We start from the raw sequence: 15,392 nt of genomic DNA, 5'->3' as shown, positions 1-15,392 counted from the left end.
TGGGTCAAAAGAACGACCGCGGCCTGACCGCGTTCGCGAGGTCCACCAACGCGTACCGGTGCCGTCGTGTTTTCGCCGTGCGGGCCAGCGAACGCAACGCCGCCTCGACGCCGCGGCGCAGACCGTCGCGGGTGAAAGGTGTACCGAGCAGGGTGCGATCCTCCTCGGGCGTGTGACCGGCTTCCATCCATTCGAGCGCCGTCCCCAGAACTCGGGTGCGCAGCTGAAGCGCCCGACTCTCCTGCGGTGGAAGCGTTTCCACCCGCCTGGCTGCCTCGTACAGCGCCGCCTCGTCGACGTCCGCCGCGTCGCCGGAGAGCAACGACAGGACACTCGTCATCCGGGCCATCGAGTAGTGACGGGACGTCGCCTGCACCTGGTCCAGGGTGACGATCGCGTCGAACAGCGCACCACCCTCACAGAGGCGGCGCGCCAGACCGAAGCCGGCGCTCACGACGGTGCGGTCGGTTCGCCACACGGCCTCGTACATTTCCTCGGCGCGGCCCTGCCAGGCGGACTTCTCGTCGTTGGCCGACTCCATCTCCTGCGCAACGAGTTCCGCGGTGGCACCGAGCGCCAGCTTCGGGGCGATCTCACCGGGCATCGCGGACAGAACGTAGTCGAACCGGTCCCACGCCTCCTCGTATCGGCCGCGCAGAAGGCACGTCAACCCGCGATGCCAGTCGACGCGCCAGTTGCCGTCGACATCGGACAGACGATCGAGAACCGCTTGTGCCGCTTCGCCTTCGGACAGATCGAGATACGCCCGCGCCTCGGTGAGCACCGACTCGACGGAACTGCTTCCGACCATCCGGTCCATGCCGTTCTCGCGGGCCAACCGCAACGATTCCAGGGTCTGTTCCGGGACGCTGTGCATGGCTGCGGCGATCACGGGCGCGCTGGGGTCGGAGGTGTCGATCAGCGGAATGGGCAACGCCGCCACGACGTCTCGCGGGTCGAGACGCTCGGTGCGGTGGATGCCGTCGACGTAGACGTCGGTGGTGGCCACCTTCTCGTCCGTTCCGAACGTGGTGCGCTGCGGGCTGAACACCGCCGACAGTGCATGGTGGGGCTCGCCGGTCTTCTGCGCGAGAATGCCGCGCAGCACACCGCTCAGCTGACTGGACGCCTGCTCGGCGGAGACGAACCGTGCGTTCGGATCGGAGTTGGTCGCGCGCAGGAGAAGCCGCTTGTAGTACTGGTATTCCTCGAGCAGGGGAGCGTCCTCGGGCAGACCGTCGAGGTAGCGTCCGTTCTCGGACTTCATGTCCAGGGTGAGCACCGCCAGAGTGCGTCCCACGGTGTAGATGTCGGACGACACCGTCGGACCGGTCCGCACGATTTCCGGCGCCTGGTAGCCGGCGGTGCCGTACAGATACCCGTAGTCCTCGATGGCGGTGACCGCGCCGAGGTCGATCAACTTGATCTGGTCCTCGCTGACCATGACGTTCTCGGGCTTGAGATCGTTGTACGCCAGGCCGATCGAGTGCAGGTAGGACAGTGCCGGCATGACCTCGATCAGGTACGCGATCGCCTCCTCGACCGGCATCTTGGTCTGAGTCCCACTGGCGGTCATGATCTGTCGCAGAGTGCGGCCACCGACGTACTCCATGACGATGTACCCGGTCTGCGACCCGTCGTCGCGAGGATGCTCGACGAAGTTGTAGATCTTGACGATTCCGGGGTGGGTGACCTCGGCGAGGAACTGTCGTTCGGACACCGCGACGGCGTGCGCTTCGGCGTTCCCGAAGTGCAAGAGTCCCTTGAGAACAACCCAGCGGTCGGAGACGTTGCGGTCGATGGCGAGGTAGATCCACCCGAGGCCACCGTGCGCGATGCAGCCTTGGACCTCGTACTGCCCGGCCACCATCTCACCGGGCTCGAGCAGCGGCGAGAAGTCGAAATGCGTTCCGCACTTGGCGCACTCACCGGCGGGACGCGCGGGGCGGCCGTCGATACTGCGACCGACCGGTGCGTTGCACTTCCAGCAGAACCGCTTGCTCTCGGGGACTCGAGGGTCGGCCATGACGGCGGTCGACGGGTCGACGACCTCGATCCGCGGGATGGCGACGAGACCGCCGCCGAGTCGACGACGCATGCCCGTCGTGCGATTGCGGGCCGAGCGCGACCGTCGTGACGGCCGTGACGGAACCTCGCGAACGACCGCTCGGGTGCCTTCCAGTTCGTCGTCGAAATCCGGTGGTGCAGCGCGTAGTGACGCAACGGTGGCCCCATCGTTTCGAGCGTCGTCAGGAACGGGGCGCTCGGCGGCCCGCGTCGCCTGATCGTCTCCGGTCTCGTCCACGGCGTCAGTCGCTGTACGTGGGGTAGGGGGGACCGGGGGAGGTTCCGAGGACGGACAGCCAGCGGTTGTAGATGGTGTTCCAAGTGCCGTCGGACCGGATGCGTTCCAACGTTCCGTTCACGAACCGGACCAGATCGTCGTGGCCCTTGGTCATTCCGATTCCGTACGGTTCGGCGCCGAGGCTGCCGCCGACGATCTCGAGGTACGGATCCTGCGCGGCGAGGCCGGCGAGGATGGAGTCGTCGGTGCTGACCGCGTCGACTTCGCGCTGCTGCAGAACCACCAGGCAGTCCGCCCAGCTGGGAACGGAAATGATCTGCGCCGGCGGTTGCAGAACCTGGATGCGGGACTGGGAAGTGGTGCCGCTCGCGACGCAGACCCGTTTGCCGCCGAGGTCGCCCGCACTGTTGATGCCCGACCCCTTCACCGCGAGAATGCGCTGATCGGCCTGGTAGTAGACGGTGGAGAACGCAACCTGCTGGCGCCGTTCGCAATTGATGGACATGGTCTTGACCACGACGTCGACGTCGGCGTTCACGAGGGCGCTGGTGCGGGCCAACGAGGACAGGATGCGGAACTCGATCCGGTTGGGGTCGCCGAACAGATCGCGGGCCACCTCGTGGGCGATGTCGACGTCGAAACCTTCCACGTCGCCGGTGAGGGGATCGCGGAAGCTGAACAGGTTGCTGCCGGTGTCGAGCCCGACGATCAGACGCCCGCGCGAGCGGATCGCGTCGACGTTCGGCGTCGCGGGAGGCGGTGCGCCCGCGGGCACGGTCACGCGCGGACGCAGACTCGCCACCGGATTCCCACAGTCCACAGGGTGTGGTTCGGGCGCGACGACGTCGGTGACGATCGAGGTTCCGTCGGGCAACGGTGCGGGCGGCGTCGTCGACTCGGGACTCGCGGGAACCGGTGTGACCTCGGCGCATCCGGCCAGGGCCAGAGCCGCGGCCATCGCGAGCAGTGCGAGTCGCCGTCTCACAGGTACTCCCTCAGCCGCACACCGAGGCCGCCCGCGACAGCGATGAGGGAGCCTCCCGCGAGGACCGAAATGCCCACGGTCAACCCGTCGAGCACGGAGGCGGCGCGAGCGATGTTGCTGCGCAGCTCTTCTCGCGACACGTCGATCTCCTGGACCAACTCGTCGTCGAGTGCGGCGAAGATGTCGGCCGAGTTGCCGTCGTTCGTTCCGGTGGCGATGGCGACCGCGGTGGCGAAATCACCGACCGCCAGTGAGGCATTCATGCGCTCGTGCGATTTCGTCCACTGGTCGACCAAGCTCAGCGATGCGTCGATTCGGGTGTTGTCCAGCGACTTGTCCTGCTGCAGGCTGAACAACACTCCGTTCAGACTCTGAATGGCCGCGGTGTACGACTGCTCGTAATCGTTGACCCCGCCGCGCCGCGCCATGCCGATGGTTTCGTCGGTTCTGGCCTGCTGAGCCAGGATTCGGCCGCTGGTGAGTCGATCGACGGGTTCGGCGCCGCGGACGAGGGCCCGGTTGGTCGAGCTCGACGAGATGAGTCCGACGACGAGCATCCAGACGAACAGCACCACCATCGCGACGCTTCCCAGAGCGAGTCCCGGGTTGAGGGTGCGGTGCGTCCGCCGCGAGACGAAGCGTTGCGCCGCAACGAGAACGACGATCGACAGCACCACCAGGACGAGGGACAGCCAGGGCGGCCGATCGAACTGCTCCTGCGCCGCACGGACGTCGTCGGACTTGGTGCTGTGAAGGTCCTCGGCCCACGGAAGAATCGACGTCTGCATCAGGGTCGACGCCTCGGCGAGGTAGGCGGCGCCCACTGGGTTGCCGACGCGGTTGTTGGTGCGGGCGGTCTCGATGATCCCGGCGTAGATCGGCAGGCTGGACGAGATCTTCGCGAGGGTCGACTGCGACGCTGAATCCCCGGCGTCGAGCCCCGTCGACGCGCGCACCACCTCACCCGCCGCCGAGGTGACGGCGTCGGAGTAGCGGTCTCGCACCGCGGCCGGTTCGAGCCCGCCGGAGAGGAAGGCGGTCGCGGCAGCGGCGTCGGCGACGGACAACTGCCCGTACAAATTCTGCGCGGCGTCGGACAGGGGCTCGGTGCGGGACAGGACGGTGGCGAGGGTGTTCTGCCGATCGGCCACGGCGAAGGTGGTGACGACGGCGGTGGTGATGAGCGTCGCGGCCACGAGAACTCCGACGGCGATCAGCTTGATCGGCGTCGAATGCAGAATCTCCGACCGTTCGGAACGAGTGGACGCTGCTCGCGGAAGCGCGAGCCCACTCGTCTGCACGTACACCTCGCGTCCCTTCTGCTGCTGCGCCCGGTTCTCGAGCATAAAGCCAAGAGGACCTGCTCGTACCGCTTGGCGAATGCTCCTCGACGAAGATCGGTCATGGCCGGCGCAGCGTTAGTCTGGTCTTCGACGAAATGCGACGGCGACGACGGGCGGGGGCAAGGGTGCGAGGCGACGGGGACGGGTGGGTATTCGGCGCCGACGGAACCCGGCACTGGGGTCGCAACGGCGCCGCCGGACTCCTGCTCCGCGCTCCCGACCAGGAACGACGGTCGATGGTCCTGCTGCAACACCGCGCTGCCTGGTCGCACCAAGGCGGCACGTGGGCACTGCCCGGCGGCGCGATGGACAGCCACGAGTCACCCGTCGACGCCGCCGTACGCGAGGCCGGCGAGGAAGCCGGCATCACCGAATCCCAACTCGAGGTGCGGGCCGCGCGAGTCACGGCCACCTCCGACAGCGGATGGTCCTACACGACCGTCGTCGCCGACGCCGATCACGCGTTGGCGACGGTTCCGAACGGCGAGAGCACCGAACTGCGCTGGGTTGCCGAAGCGGACGTGGACGCGCTGCCTCTGCATCCGGCCTTCGCCGTCAGTTGGCCGACGCTGCGGGCGGCCGCCGTCGACGTCGTTCTCGACACCGCGAACTACCTCGGAGCGGTCGGAGAGAAATCGGGCGACTCGGCGTGGTGGCGCGATCGGGCGAGTGCGACCACCGCGGTTCTGGCGGACCTGGCCGCGTCTCTTCCGCGGACGATGGAGCTGCCCTCGGGCTCGTTCGGATACGTCTCGACCATCGTCGCTGTGCTCGAAGGCGACGCCGCGTCAGCGGTGTCCCAGCACCCGGCCGTCACGACCGTCGTCGCGCGCTCCGGAGGCGACGACACGGTGGTCGAATTGGCGTCGCGGGCAGCCGGTCCCACCGTGGTGGTCACGGCCGACCGAGGGTTGCGTCGGCGCCTGCCCGACGGGGTGGACGCGGTCGGTCCATCGGCGCTGGGTGTTACCGCAACGCGTTCTTGAGTTCGCGTGCCGCGGCCTGCGGATCGCGCGCCTGCGTGATGGCCCGGACGACGCAGATGCGGGTGGCACCGGCGGCCAGGGTCTCGCCTACGTTCTCGGCGTTGACCCCGCCGATCACGAACCACGGCCGCGTCGGCAGCGAATCCGCCACTTCACGCACGGTTTCCAGGCCGGCCGCAGTCTTGCCCGGTTTCGTCGGCGTGGCCCACACCGGACCCGACGCGAAATAGTCGACGCCGTCCTCGATGTCGGCCAACGCCGCCTGCGCGCGGGTGGCCGTGGACCGGCCGATCACCACGTCCGGGCCGACGATCCGGCGCGCGTAGTGCACGGGCAGGTCGCCCTGACCGAGATGCAGCACGTCCGCTCCCGCCGCCAGCGCGAGATCTGCGCGGTCGTTCACCGCGAGCAGCGCACCGTGGCGACGGCACGCGGCGGAGATCACCGCGAGTGCCGCGAGTTCCTCCTTGGCCTCGATCGGACCGAACTCTCGCTCGCCCGCCGAACCCTTGTCCCGCAGCTGCACGATGTCGACGCCGCCGCTCAGTGCCTTCTCGATGAACGTGGCGAGGTCGCCCAGTTCCCGGCGCGCGTCGGTGCACAGGTAGAGCTGCGCCGAGTTCAGTCTTTCCCGCGGGGAGGTCATGAGTCGCACGGTAGTCTGAGCGGCGGAACAGTTCCAGCACGGGAGCCCTGTCGATCGCAGGGCTGAGAGTGAGCCGCGGACGGCTCTGACCGTAACCACCTGATCCGGGTAATGCCGGCGCAGGGAGACAAGGACGTGAGCATGAAATCGGTGACCGTGGTCGGCGCCGGCGTGATCGGGTTGTCGATCGCCTGGCGCGCCGCCAGGGCCGGATGGACTGTCCGCATAGCCGATCCCGCGGTCGGCCGCGGTGCGTCCCACGTCGCCGGTGGGATGCTCGCACCCCTGTCGGAGGGCTGGCCGGGCGAAGAAGCGCCCCTCGAGTTCGGGGCCGAATCGCTGCGGCGATGGCCGACGTTCGTCAAGGACCTGGGCGTCGACGGTCTCGTCACCGCGCGCGGCGCTCTCACCGTCGCCTTCGATGCCGCCGACGCGGAGGATCTTCGCACCGTCGCCGAGTTCGTGTCCGCTCGCGGACACCAGGTGGACATTCTCTCGCGCCGGGACGTGCGGTCCGCAGAACCGTCTGTCTCGCAGAGTGTTCGGATCGGGCTACTCGCTCCCGCGGAGCTTGCGGTCGACAACCGTCGGGTGGTCGATGCCTTGCTGACCGCCGCCGTCGACGCCGGGGTCGACGTGTCTCCCGAGCGCGTGGAGGATTCGAGCACGGTGTCCACCGATCAGGTGGTCCTCGCTGCGGGGTGGGCCACAACACGCGTGTGCCCGTCGGTCCGGGTGCGCCCCGTGAAGGGCGAAATACTGCGCCTGCGAGCACGTTCCGGTTCGTCGGCCGGCCCGTCACGGACCATCAGGGCGTCGGTGAACGGCCGGTCGGTGTACCTCGTTCCTCGCCACGACGGAATGGTCGTCGGCGCAACGCAATACGAACACGGCGACGACACCACCGTGACCGTCGGCGGTGTACGAGATCTGCTCGCCGACGCCGAACGCGTGTTCCCCGGCGTCGCCGACTACGAATTGGCCGAAGCAGCAGCGGGTTTGCGTCCGATGAGCCCGGACAACGTTCCTCTGATCGGCAGACTCGACGCCCGGACGGTCGTGGCGACCGGACACGGCCGTAACGGCATGTTGCACGCGCCGCTCACCGCGGACGCGGTTCTCGCCGAACTCGACGGGGCGCCGCTGCCCGAAGCCACAGCGGCCACACTGGAAAGGTTTCGCTCATGATCGGAGTTACCGTCAACGGTGAGGACCACGAGTTCGCGCCGGGAACCACCGTGCGTCAGATGCTCGTCGCTCTCGCGATGCCCGAACGCGGAATCGCGGTCGCGGTCGACGGCGCGGTCTACACCAAGTCGCGCTGGGACGACGAACTCGGACGTGGTTGGCGCATCGACGTTCTCACGGCGGTCCAAGGTGGATGACGGCTTCACGGTCGCGGACCGGACGTTCTCGTCCCGCCTCGTCATGGGCACCGGCGGTGCGGCGAACCTGGCGGTGCTCGAGGAGGCGTTGATCGCGTCGGGCACCGAACTGACCACGGTCGCCCTGCGGCGGGTCGACGCGTCGGGCGGGACGGGTGTGCTGGACCTGTTGTCTCGCTTGGGTATCGCGCTGCTGCCCAACACCGCCGGGTGCCGAGGCGCCGCCGAAGCGGTGCTGACGGCACGACTGGCCCGCGAGGCGCTGGAGACGAACTGGATCAAGCTCGAGGTGATCGCCGACGAGCGGACACTGCTGCCCGACGCCATCGAATTGGTCTCTGCTGCGGAGGATCTCGTCGACGACGGCTTCGTGGTGCTGCCCTACACGACCGACGACCCCGTTCTCGCTCGTCGGCTCGAGGACATCGGATGCGCTGCGGTGATGCCCCTCGGGTCGCCCATCGGAACCGGACTGGGCATCGCCAACCCGCACAACATCGAAATGATCACCGCCGCAGCCGGAGTGCCGGTGATCCTCGACGCCGGCATCGGCACCGCCAGCGACGCCGTGCTGGCCATGGAGCTCGGATGTTCCGCGGTCCTCCTCGCGACCGCGGTGACCCGGGCGAAGAATCCGCCGCTCATGGCGTCGGCCATGGCCTCGGCCGTGGTGGCGGGGCGGCAGGCGTCGTTGGCGGGGCGTATTCCGAAGCGGTTCTGGGCGCAGGCGTCGTCGCCGGGGGTGGAGTAGCTGCCGGGAACAGCTCGACTGGTCAGGTTTCAGCAATCCACACATGCTGTGACGTGTGAGAACTGAGGGAAGGTGCGCAGTCGCGGCTTGGAGTAGCGCGCACCCCTCTCAGGGTCCATCTCATCCTCAGGGATGACCTCGACGCGACCCTCGGCTGATGTGCACGCCGTCGATTGCGGGCATCGTTGCAGCCATGATCGAAGTGACATCACTGACCAAGCAGTTCGGTGACAAGAAGGCGGTCGACAATCTGTCCTTCACGGTGAGGCCCGGCATCGTCACGGGCTTCCTCGGACCGAACGGCGCCGGCAAATCGACGACGATGCGCATGATTCTCGGGCTCGATACCCCGTCCGCTGGATCGGCCCTGATCGAGGGCAAGCCGTACCGCGAGCTGAAGCAGCCGTTGCGGTCCGTCGGCGCTCTCCTCGACGCGAAGTGGGTGCACCCCAACCGTTCCGCTCGCGCACACCTCGAGTGGATGGCGGCGTCCAACGACATTCCGAAGTCCCGAGTCGACGAGGTCCTGCGCCTGGTGGGGCTGTCGGAGGTGGCGAAGCAGAAGGCCGGCGGATTCTCGCTCGGCATGTCGCAGCGACTCGGACTCGCGGGCGCTCTGCTCGGTGATCCGAAGGTGTTGCTGTTCGACGAGCCGGTGAACGGCCTGGACCCCGAGGGCATCGTCTGGATCCGAAAGTTCATGCACAAGTTGGCTTCCGAGGGCCGGACCGTTCTGGTCTCGAGTCACCTGCTGTCCGAGATGGCGCTGACGGCCGAGCATCTGATCGTGATCGGACGCGGCCGGCTGATCTCCGATTCGTCGGTCAAGCAATTCGTCGACCAGGCGTCCGAGGCGTCGGTCCGCGTGCGCAGCCCCCAACTCGACGCGTTGCGCAGCGCACTGACGTCGTCGGGTCTGACCGTGCGGGAACCGAGCCGCGCCGACGAGGTGCAGCCGGCGCTGGTGGTGGTGAACTCCACCACGGAGGCGATCGGCGACATTGCGGGCAGGCACGGAATCGTGTTGCACGAGTTGTCGTCTCAGCACGGCTCGCTGGAAGAGGCGTTCATGAAGCTGACCGGTGACGATGTCCAGTACCACGGCGAAGGCGCCGGTGACGTGATGGGAGGTGCGCTCCGATGAGTGTTCTCGCCGCCGAGCGAATCAAGATAACGACGACCAAGTCCCCGAAGTGGTGCACCGTGATCGTCATCGTGCTGGGCCTGGGGCTGGGCGCGGTGATCGGCCTGACGTCAAAGGCGTCGGTGAACGCGCTGCAGAACGACATCTCGGCCGGACGCCAGCCCAACCCGACCGACGCCTTCTTCCCGTCGGTCGCGGACACGATGTCCGGGGTGAGCGGGTTCGGCATTCTCGTGCTGATGATCCTTGCAGCACTGGCGGTCACGAGCGAGTATCGGTTCGGTCTGATCCGCACCACGTTCCAGGCCATGCCCAATCGCGGCGGCGTCCTGATCACGAAAGCGCTTCTGATCGGCGTGTTCTCGGCAGTGCTGTCCGCGGTGCTGGCGATCGGAGCGTTCTACGTCGCCAAGGCGACGGCGGGGCCCGACGCGGGTGTCAACCTGACTCTCTCGGGTGGTGACAGCTGGCGCGCCGTCTACGGAATCGCGATCTATGCGTTCCTGGCCATGTTCCTCGCTGTCGGTGTCGGCGCGCTGTTGCGGCAATCGGCCGCGGCCATCGCGCTGCTGCTGCTGTGGCCTCTGCTGATCGAAAGCCTGCTCGGCGCGTTCGGCGGGTTCGGCCGCGCAGTTCGGCCGTGGCTTCCGTTCGAGAACATCAACCACTTCATCGGTGGCGGTGGGCAACCGGGCGCTCCTGCAGGCGACTTCCACTGGGGCCCTTGGGGTTCCCTGCTGTACTTCGCAGTGTGGGTGGCTGTGATCTTCGGTGCCTCGATCGCCGTGGTGAACAAGCGCGACGCCTGACGGCCGTCTCCGGCCCACGAATGCCCGCACTCCTGGCGAGTGCGGGCATTTGTCGTTTTCGTCCGGTGAATGTCGGTGGTGTTGGTTAGGGTCGGTCCATGCAACCGAGGAGCATGCACCTGACGAAGCTGATGTCCGTGGTGGGGGTCCTGGCGTTGGCCGTCGCGTGTTCGTCGTCTGTGGACGAACCCGCGCCCGCCGTCACGGGGGCGAGCCTCGCGGACTCGGTCTCCTCCGATGCGGTGGTCGGTCATCTGCAGCAACTCACCGACATCGCCGCAGCACACGACGGCAACAGAGCGGCCGGAACCGCCGGGTACGACGCGAGTGTCGACTACGTCGCGAACAAGCTGAAGGAAGCCGGATTCGACGTCGACACACCTCAATTCGAGTTCGACTCGTTCGACGTCACCACGCAGACCCTGCGCTCCGGTGACCGCAACCTGGTGGTGAACGCGCTCAGTTATTCACCGGCGACACCGGCGGGCGGTATCACCGCTCGCGTCGTCGGGGCCCCGGCGGACGACACACCCGGCTGCGAAGCCACCGACTACGACGGCCTCGACGTCACGGGAGCGGTCGTCGTGGTCACGCGCGGTGTGTGCCCGTTCGCGCAGAAGCAGCAGATCGCCGCCGACCGGGGCGCCGTCGCGGTCCTGGTCGCCAACAACGAGGACGGTCCGCTCGATGCGGCCACACTCGGGTCGAAGGACGACGCGAAGATCCCGACGGGCGGTATCAGCCGCGACGACGGTGCGGCTCTGCTCGCCGCACCGAGTCAGGTCACGCTGGTCATCGACTCGACGACCACCACGACCACGAGCCGAAACGTGATCGCGCAGACCAACACCGGGTCCACCGACAACGTCGTCATGGCCGGAGCGCATCTCGACAGCGTCCCCGAGGGACCCGGAATCAACGACAACGGAACCGGCACCGCCGCGGTGCTGGAATCGGCGTTGCAGCTGGGTTCGGAACCGCAGGTCACCAACGCGGTGCGGTTCGCGTTCTGGGGCGCCGAGGAGCTCGGCCTGGTGGGATCCACGAAGTACGTCGAGGGACTCGACGACGCAGGCAAGAAGGCCATCGCGCTGTACCTGAACTTCGACATGGTGGGGTCGAACAACGCGGGATACCTCGTCTACGACGGTGACGACTCCGACAAGGTGGGATCGCCCGCCGGGCCGACCGGTTCGGATGCGATCGAGCGCGTGTTCTCAGGCCAGCTGTTGCTCGAGGGCGAGGCGCCGGACGGGACGGACTTCGACGGTCGCTCGGACTACGGCCCGTTCATCGAAGTCGGGATTCCGGCGGGCGGCGTGTTCTCCGGAGCGGACGAGGAGAAGACGGAGGCCCAGGCGGCGAAGTGGGGCGGCGAGGCGGGCAAGACCTTCGACCCGAACTATCACACCGAGAACGACACGTTGGCGAACGTCGACCGCGATGCGCTGGCCGTCAACGCCAAGGCGGTGGCGTACGGCATCGGGAACTACGCGGAGTCCATCGAAGGACCGAACGGGGTGCCGGCGTTCGCCGATCGAGATGCCGCGAGGGCTCCGAAGTAAGACTTGCTGTAACTCGCGTTAACAGACGTCTACCGGATGGCGGCTAGACTCGGCACCGTGATCGACGCAGCGAAGGAGTCGTTGGGGCGCGTTGCTCGGTGGGCGCATGGTGTCGATCGTTCTCCTCGGGTCATCGACGCTGCACGACGAGTGCGCAATGCCCTGCCCGGTGATCCCACGTTCGGTGACCCGCTGTCGACGGCGGGCCCGGGGGCGCCGCGAATGGTCGCCCGCGTCACCGATCGGCTGCAGAACGATTCGCCCGGAGCAGCGCGCGAAGTGGGGCTCGGGGCACTTCAGGTATGGCAGTCCGTCCTCGAACGCGCCGGCCGCGGCCGAGGTGAGCGCGACGTCACCATCGTGTTCACCGACCTCGTCGGGTTCTCCACCTGGTCGCTGGCGGCCGGGGACGCCGACACTCTGGTGTTGCTTCGCATGGTCGCCCGCGCGGTGGAATCGCCGATGCAGAATCACGGCGGGCGCATCGTGAAGCGACTGGGAGACGGCGTGATGGTCGTGTTCACGCGGGCCGAGTCCGCCGTTGCCGCCGTCCGGGACGCCAAGAACGCTCTCGACCTCATCGAACTCGACGGATACCGACCCCGCATGCGGGTGGGCATACACACAGGGTGTCCCCGCGCGGTCGGTTCGGACTGGCTGGGCGTCGACGTGACCGTCGCAGCGCGGGTGATGCAGACCGGAGCCGACGGCAACGTGATGATCTCGAACGCCACCCTGGCCGCTCTGGCTCCCGACGCGCTGAGCGAGTTGGGTCTGACGGTCAAGCCCTATCGGCGGGGCCTGTTCGCGCCCAAGCTGACCGGTGTGCCGGACGACCTACGCATCTTCCGAATCGTGGAGTCGCCAGAGCGGTGAGACGGGGCCGTGCCCGGCTCCGAGGTCGTACGACGCGGCCAGGCTCTTCGTCACCCACTCCTTGCCGAACGCGACGGCGTCCGGAACCGTGAAGCCGTGGGCCAGCGCGGACACGATCGCCGATCCGAGGGTGTCGCCGCCGCCGTGGTCGTTGGAGGTGTGGATGCGCGGGCTCGTGAACTCGAGGAAGTCGGTGCCGTCGTAGAGGATGTCGGTGCTCGACGTCGACGTACGCAGATGGCCACCTTTGACCAACGCCCATTGCGCGCCCATTGAATGAAGCGCCTCGGCGGCCGCGCGTGCAGTGGCGTCGTCGATCACGTCGATATCGGTCAGCAAACGCACCTCGTCGAGATTCGGCGTGACGATCGTCGCCATGGGAATCAATGTGTTGCGCAAAGCGTCGAGCGCACTCTCGTGAAGAAGTGGATCACCGTGCATCGACGCGCTGACGGGGTCCACGAGCAACGGGATGCTGCGATCGCGACCGATACCCAGCTCGTCGCAGACCGACGCCACGGACTCGATGATCTCCGTCGACGCGAGCATGCCGGTCTTGGCCGCGCCGATGCCGATGTCGCTGACCACGGAGCGCACTTGGCCCGCCACGATCTCGGGCGGAATTTCGTGAAAAGCGCTGACGCCCACCGTGTTCTGGACCGTGACGGCAGCAACCGCGACGCACGCGTGCACTCCGCACATGGCGAAGGTCCGGGTGTCCGCTTGAATCCCGGCGCCACCGCCGGAGTCCGTTCCGGCGATGGTGAGGACACGGATGGGGGTCTGTCCGTTGGGCGTCAGAGGGAGTTGCGTCACGTCCGAGAACATACCTTCGTGATCGCCGCACAGGCCGACGCGGATGGATTGGTGGGGCATACGAAGTTCGGGCGAAGAAAAGCGAGAGACCCGGATCTATGTAATAGTGGTCTACATCACATTCAATTCGACGGTAAGCCGCCAGTAGGCGCCTGTGCCATTTCACTCAGGGAGGCGGTGACAAGCATGTTGTCGGACGCACCGGTCACAGATGTGACCAACAATTCGGATCAGAACCGTTTCGAGCTTCGCCTCAACGGTGATCTCGTGGGCATTGTCGGGTACTACGAGGTCGAGCCCAAGGGCCGCGGACGCCGGGCTCCGGTCGTCAGTTTCATGCACGCCGTCATCACCGAAGACTTCGGCCACCGCGGTCTCGCCGGAGTCATGGTGCGCAGTTCCCTTGACCGGGCGCGGGAGTACGGGTGGAAGGTTCGGCCCGTCTGCACCTACGTTCAACGGTTCGTGGCGGAGAACCCCGAGTACCGGGACGTGCTCGAGCAGGTTCAGTAGGTCGCGACTCGGCTACGAAACGGCCAAGAGTTCGTATCATTGACCCCATCAGTCACACGCGCACCACCGTCTGGTGGTGAACTTTCACGATGGATCTCCTATCGACAGCGCGGGAGGGCCGCACGCCGGCCGGAATCGACTGCATCGGCGTCGTCGTCGACAATCCCGGTGAGTCTCGCTTCGACCTGTGGGTCGACGATCATCTGGTGGGCATTCTCGCGTACCGCCTCGACGAGACCCTGCAGGACGAGGCCCCGTCGATGACCCTTTTGCACACCGTCGTGAAAGAGGACTTCGGCGATCACGGATGGGCGGCCGTTCTGGTGCGGGGAGCGCTCGACGGGCTGCGAGAGTCCGGCATGACGATGACCCCCGTGTGCACCTACGTGACCCGGTTCCTCGGCCAGAACACCGAGTACCTCGACCTGATCGCAGACTCTCCTGGGAACGCTGACTCTCCTCAGGACAGCTCGACCACCACGGGCGCGTGATCGCTCGCGCCCTTCCCCTTGCGCTCCTCGCGGTCGATCGACGCTCCGACCACGCGCTTCTGCACCGCGGGCGACGCCAGGACGAAGTCGATCCGCAGGCCCTGCTTCTTCGGGAAACGTAGCTGCGTGTAGTCCCAGTAGGTGTACACGCGCGGTCCCGGAGTGAACGGACGCACCACGTCGGCGTATCCGGCGTCCACGATCGCGCGGAACCGGGCGCGCTCCGGTTCGGACGTGTGGGTCTTTCCTTCGAACAGCTCGGGATCCCACACGTCGTCGTCGGTCGGTGCGACGTTCCAGTCACCCACCAGCACGATCTGGGCATCGGGATCCGCCGCGAGCCACGACTGCGCGTCGTCGCGCAGGGTGTCGAGCCAGGCGAGTTTGTACTGGTAATGCGGGTCTTCGAGCGTGCGGCCGTTGGGCACGTAGAGACTCCACACCCGCACGCCCCCGCATGTGGCCGCGATGGCGCGCGACTCGACGACGGGATCGATCTCGGGATCCTTCCCGAAGGCCGGCTGGTTCTCGAACGCGACCTGCACGTCCTCGAGGCCCACCCGTGAGGCGATGGCCACGCCGTTCCACTGGCTCACGCCGACGTGCGCGACCTCGTACCCGATCTCCGCGAACCGCTCGTACGGAAACTGCGAATCCTTGCACTTGGTCTCCTGGATCGCGAGGACGTCGACGTCGCTGCGGGAGAGCCAGTCGACGATCCTGTCGACGCGAGAGCGGACGGAGTTCACGTTCCAGGTAGCGATACGCACGGGGGTG

General features: G+C 67.2%; 16 protein-coding genes and 1 riboswitch. Of the genes, 10 read left to right on the top strand and 6 right to left on the bottom strand.

All coding sequences use genetic code 11. The features are described from left to right. Positions 1 to 4 precede the first annotated feature (4 nt). The 3 genes from AC59JP_RS17450 to AC59JP_RS17440 are packed head-to-tail and all read right to left on the bottom strand — an operon-like array spanning position 5 to position 4,636. Complete coding sequence (locus AC59JP_RS17450) at positions 5 to 2,305, bottom strand: serine/threonine-protein kinase (RefSeq protein WP_497327050.1); 2,301 nt, start codon at positions 2,303 to 2,305, stop codon at positions 5 to 7. A 4-nt stretch (positions 2,306 to 2,309) separates the two neighbouring features. Continuing rightward, on the bottom strand, positions 2,310 to 3,263 hold the full coding sequence (locus tag AC59JP_RS17445) for a glutamate ABC transporter substrate-binding protein (RefSeq protein ID WP_497327106.1): 954 nt from the start codon (positions 3,261 to 3,263) through the stop codon (positions 2,310 to 2,312). A gap of 23 nt (positions 3,264 to 3,286) precedes the next feature. Continuing rightward, positions 3,287 to 4,636, bottom strand: a complete 1,350-nt coding sequence (locus AC59JP_RS17440) for a GlnX family signal transduction membrane protein (RefSeq protein ID WP_497327049.1) — start codon at positions 4,634 to 4,636, stop codon at positions 3,287 to 3,289. 122 nt (positions 4,637 to 4,758) lie between these two features. On the opposite strand from AC59JP_RS17440, the gene AC59JP_RS17435 reads away from it, so the two are divergent. After that, positions 4,759 to 5,619, top strand: coding sequence for an NUDIX hydrolase (locus tag AC59JP_RS17435; protein ID WP_497327048.1), 861 nt, complete (start codon positions 4,759 to 4,761; stop codon positions 5,617 to 5,619). Here the strand turns inward: AC59JP_RS17435 and thiE are convergent. After that, on the bottom strand, positions 5,600 to 6,265 hold the full coding sequence (gene thiE, locus AC59JP_RS17430) for a thiamine phosphate synthase (RefSeq protein ID WP_497327047.1): 666 nt from the start codon (positions 6,263 to 6,265) through the stop codon (positions 5,600 to 5,602). The genes AC59JP_RS17435 and thiE overlap by 20 nt on opposite strands. A gap of 28 nt (positions 6,266 to 6,293) precedes the next feature. Beyond that, positions 6,294 to 6,409, top strand: a riboswitch (TPP riboswitch). Here thiE and thiO point away from each other — a divergent pair. The 7 genes from thiO to AC59JP_RS17395 all read left to right on the top strand — a co-directional run bounded on the left by thiO (position 6,407) and on the right by AC59JP_RS17395 (position 12,795). Then, complete coding sequence (gene thiO / locus AC59JP_RS17425) at positions 6,407 to 7,453, top strand: glycine oxidase ThiO (RefSeq protein ID WP_497327046.1); 1,047 nt, start codon at positions 6,407 to 6,409, stop codon at positions 7,451 to 7,453. (Overlaps the previous riboswitch by 3 nt.) Then, a complete protein-coding gene (thiS, locus tag AC59JP_RS17420; protein ID WP_497327045.1) occupies positions 7,450 to 7,650 on the top strand; it encodes a sulfur carrier protein ThiS in 201 nt (66 codons plus the stop codon). The genes thiO and thiS overlap by 4 nt, the downstream gene beginning before the upstream one ends. Beyond that, positions 7,643 to 8,401, top strand: a complete 759-nt coding sequence (locus AC59JP_RS17415; RefSeq protein ID WP_497327044.1) for a thiazole synthase — start codon at positions 7,643 to 7,645, stop codon at positions 8,399 to 8,401. Before thiS ends, AC59JP_RS17415 begins: the two co-directional genes overlap by 8 nt. Before the next feature lie 193 nt (positions 8,402 to 8,594). After that, complete coding sequence (locus tag AC59JP_RS17410; RefSeq protein WP_497327043.1) at positions 8,595 to 9,545, top strand: ABC transporter ATP-binding protein; 951 nt, start codon at positions 8,595 to 8,597, stop codon at positions 9,543 to 9,545. Beyond that, positions 9,542 to 10,354, top strand: a complete 813-nt coding sequence (locus AC59JP_RS17405; protein WP_497327042.1) for an ABC transporter permease — start codon at positions 9,542 to 9,544, stop codon at positions 10,352 to 10,354. Before AC59JP_RS17410 ends, AC59JP_RS17405 begins: the two co-directional genes overlap by 4 nt. 98 nt (positions 10,355 to 10,452) lie before the next feature. Continuing rightward, the gene (locus tag AC59JP_RS17400) at positions 10,453 to 11,919 is read left to right on the top strand and encodes a M28 family peptidase (protein WP_497327041.1); all 1,467 of its coding nucleotides are present in this window, start codon (positions 10,453 to 10,455) and stop codon (positions 11,917 to 11,919) included. Positions 11,920 to 11,955: 36 nt separating this feature from the next. Next, positions 11,956 to 12,795: an adenylate/guanylate cyclase domain-containing protein gene (locus tag AC59JP_RS17395; protein ID WP_497327040.1), complete on the top strand. Its 840-nt coding sequence runs from the start codon at positions 11,956 to 11,958 to the stop codon at positions 12,793 to 12,795. Here AC59JP_RS17395 and thiD read toward each other — a convergent pair. Continuing rightward, the gene (thiD, locus tag AC59JP_RS17390) at positions 12,757 to 13,611 is read right to left on the bottom strand and encodes a bifunctional hydroxymethylpyrimidine kinase/phosphomethylpyrimidine kinase (RefSeq protein ID WP_497327039.1); all 855 of its coding nucleotides are present in this window, start codon (positions 13,609 to 13,611) and stop codon (positions 12,757 to 12,759) included. The genes AC59JP_RS17395 and thiD overlap by 39 nt on opposite strands. 186 nt (positions 13,612 to 13,797) lie before the next feature. On the opposite strand from thiD, the gene AC59JP_RS17385 reads away from it, so the two are divergent. Both AC59JP_RS17385 and AC59JP_RS17380 read left to right on the top strand, forming a co-directional pair. Further along, entirely contained in the window at positions 13,798 to 14,124 is a 327-nt protein-coding gene (locus AC59JP_RS17385) for a GNAT family N-acetyltransferase (protein ID WP_497327105.1), read from the top strand. Positions 14,125 to 14,213: 89 nt separating this feature from the next. Continuing rightward, positions 14,214 to 14,615 (top strand): GNAT family N-acetyltransferase, encoded by a 402-nt coding sequence (locus tag AC59JP_RS17380; protein ID WP_497327038.1) that lies wholly within the window; start codon positions 14,214 to 14,216, stop codon positions 14,613 to 14,615. Here the strand turns inward: AC59JP_RS17380 and AC59JP_RS17375 are convergent. After that, positions 14,585 to 15,385, bottom strand: a complete 801-nt coding sequence (locus tag AC59JP_RS17375) for an exodeoxyribonuclease III (RefSeq protein WP_497327037.1) — start codon at positions 15,383 to 15,385, stop codon at positions 14,585 to 14,587. The genes AC59JP_RS17380 and AC59JP_RS17375 overlap by 31 nt on opposite strands. Between the last annotated feature and the right edge of the window lie 7 nt (positions 15,386 to 15,392).

The organism is Rhodococcus sp. 320_ES, assembly GCF_059691855.1.
The sequence above is the reverse complement of the archived record's forward strand: the minus strand, read 5'-3'. Positions and strand labels throughout refer to the sequence as shown.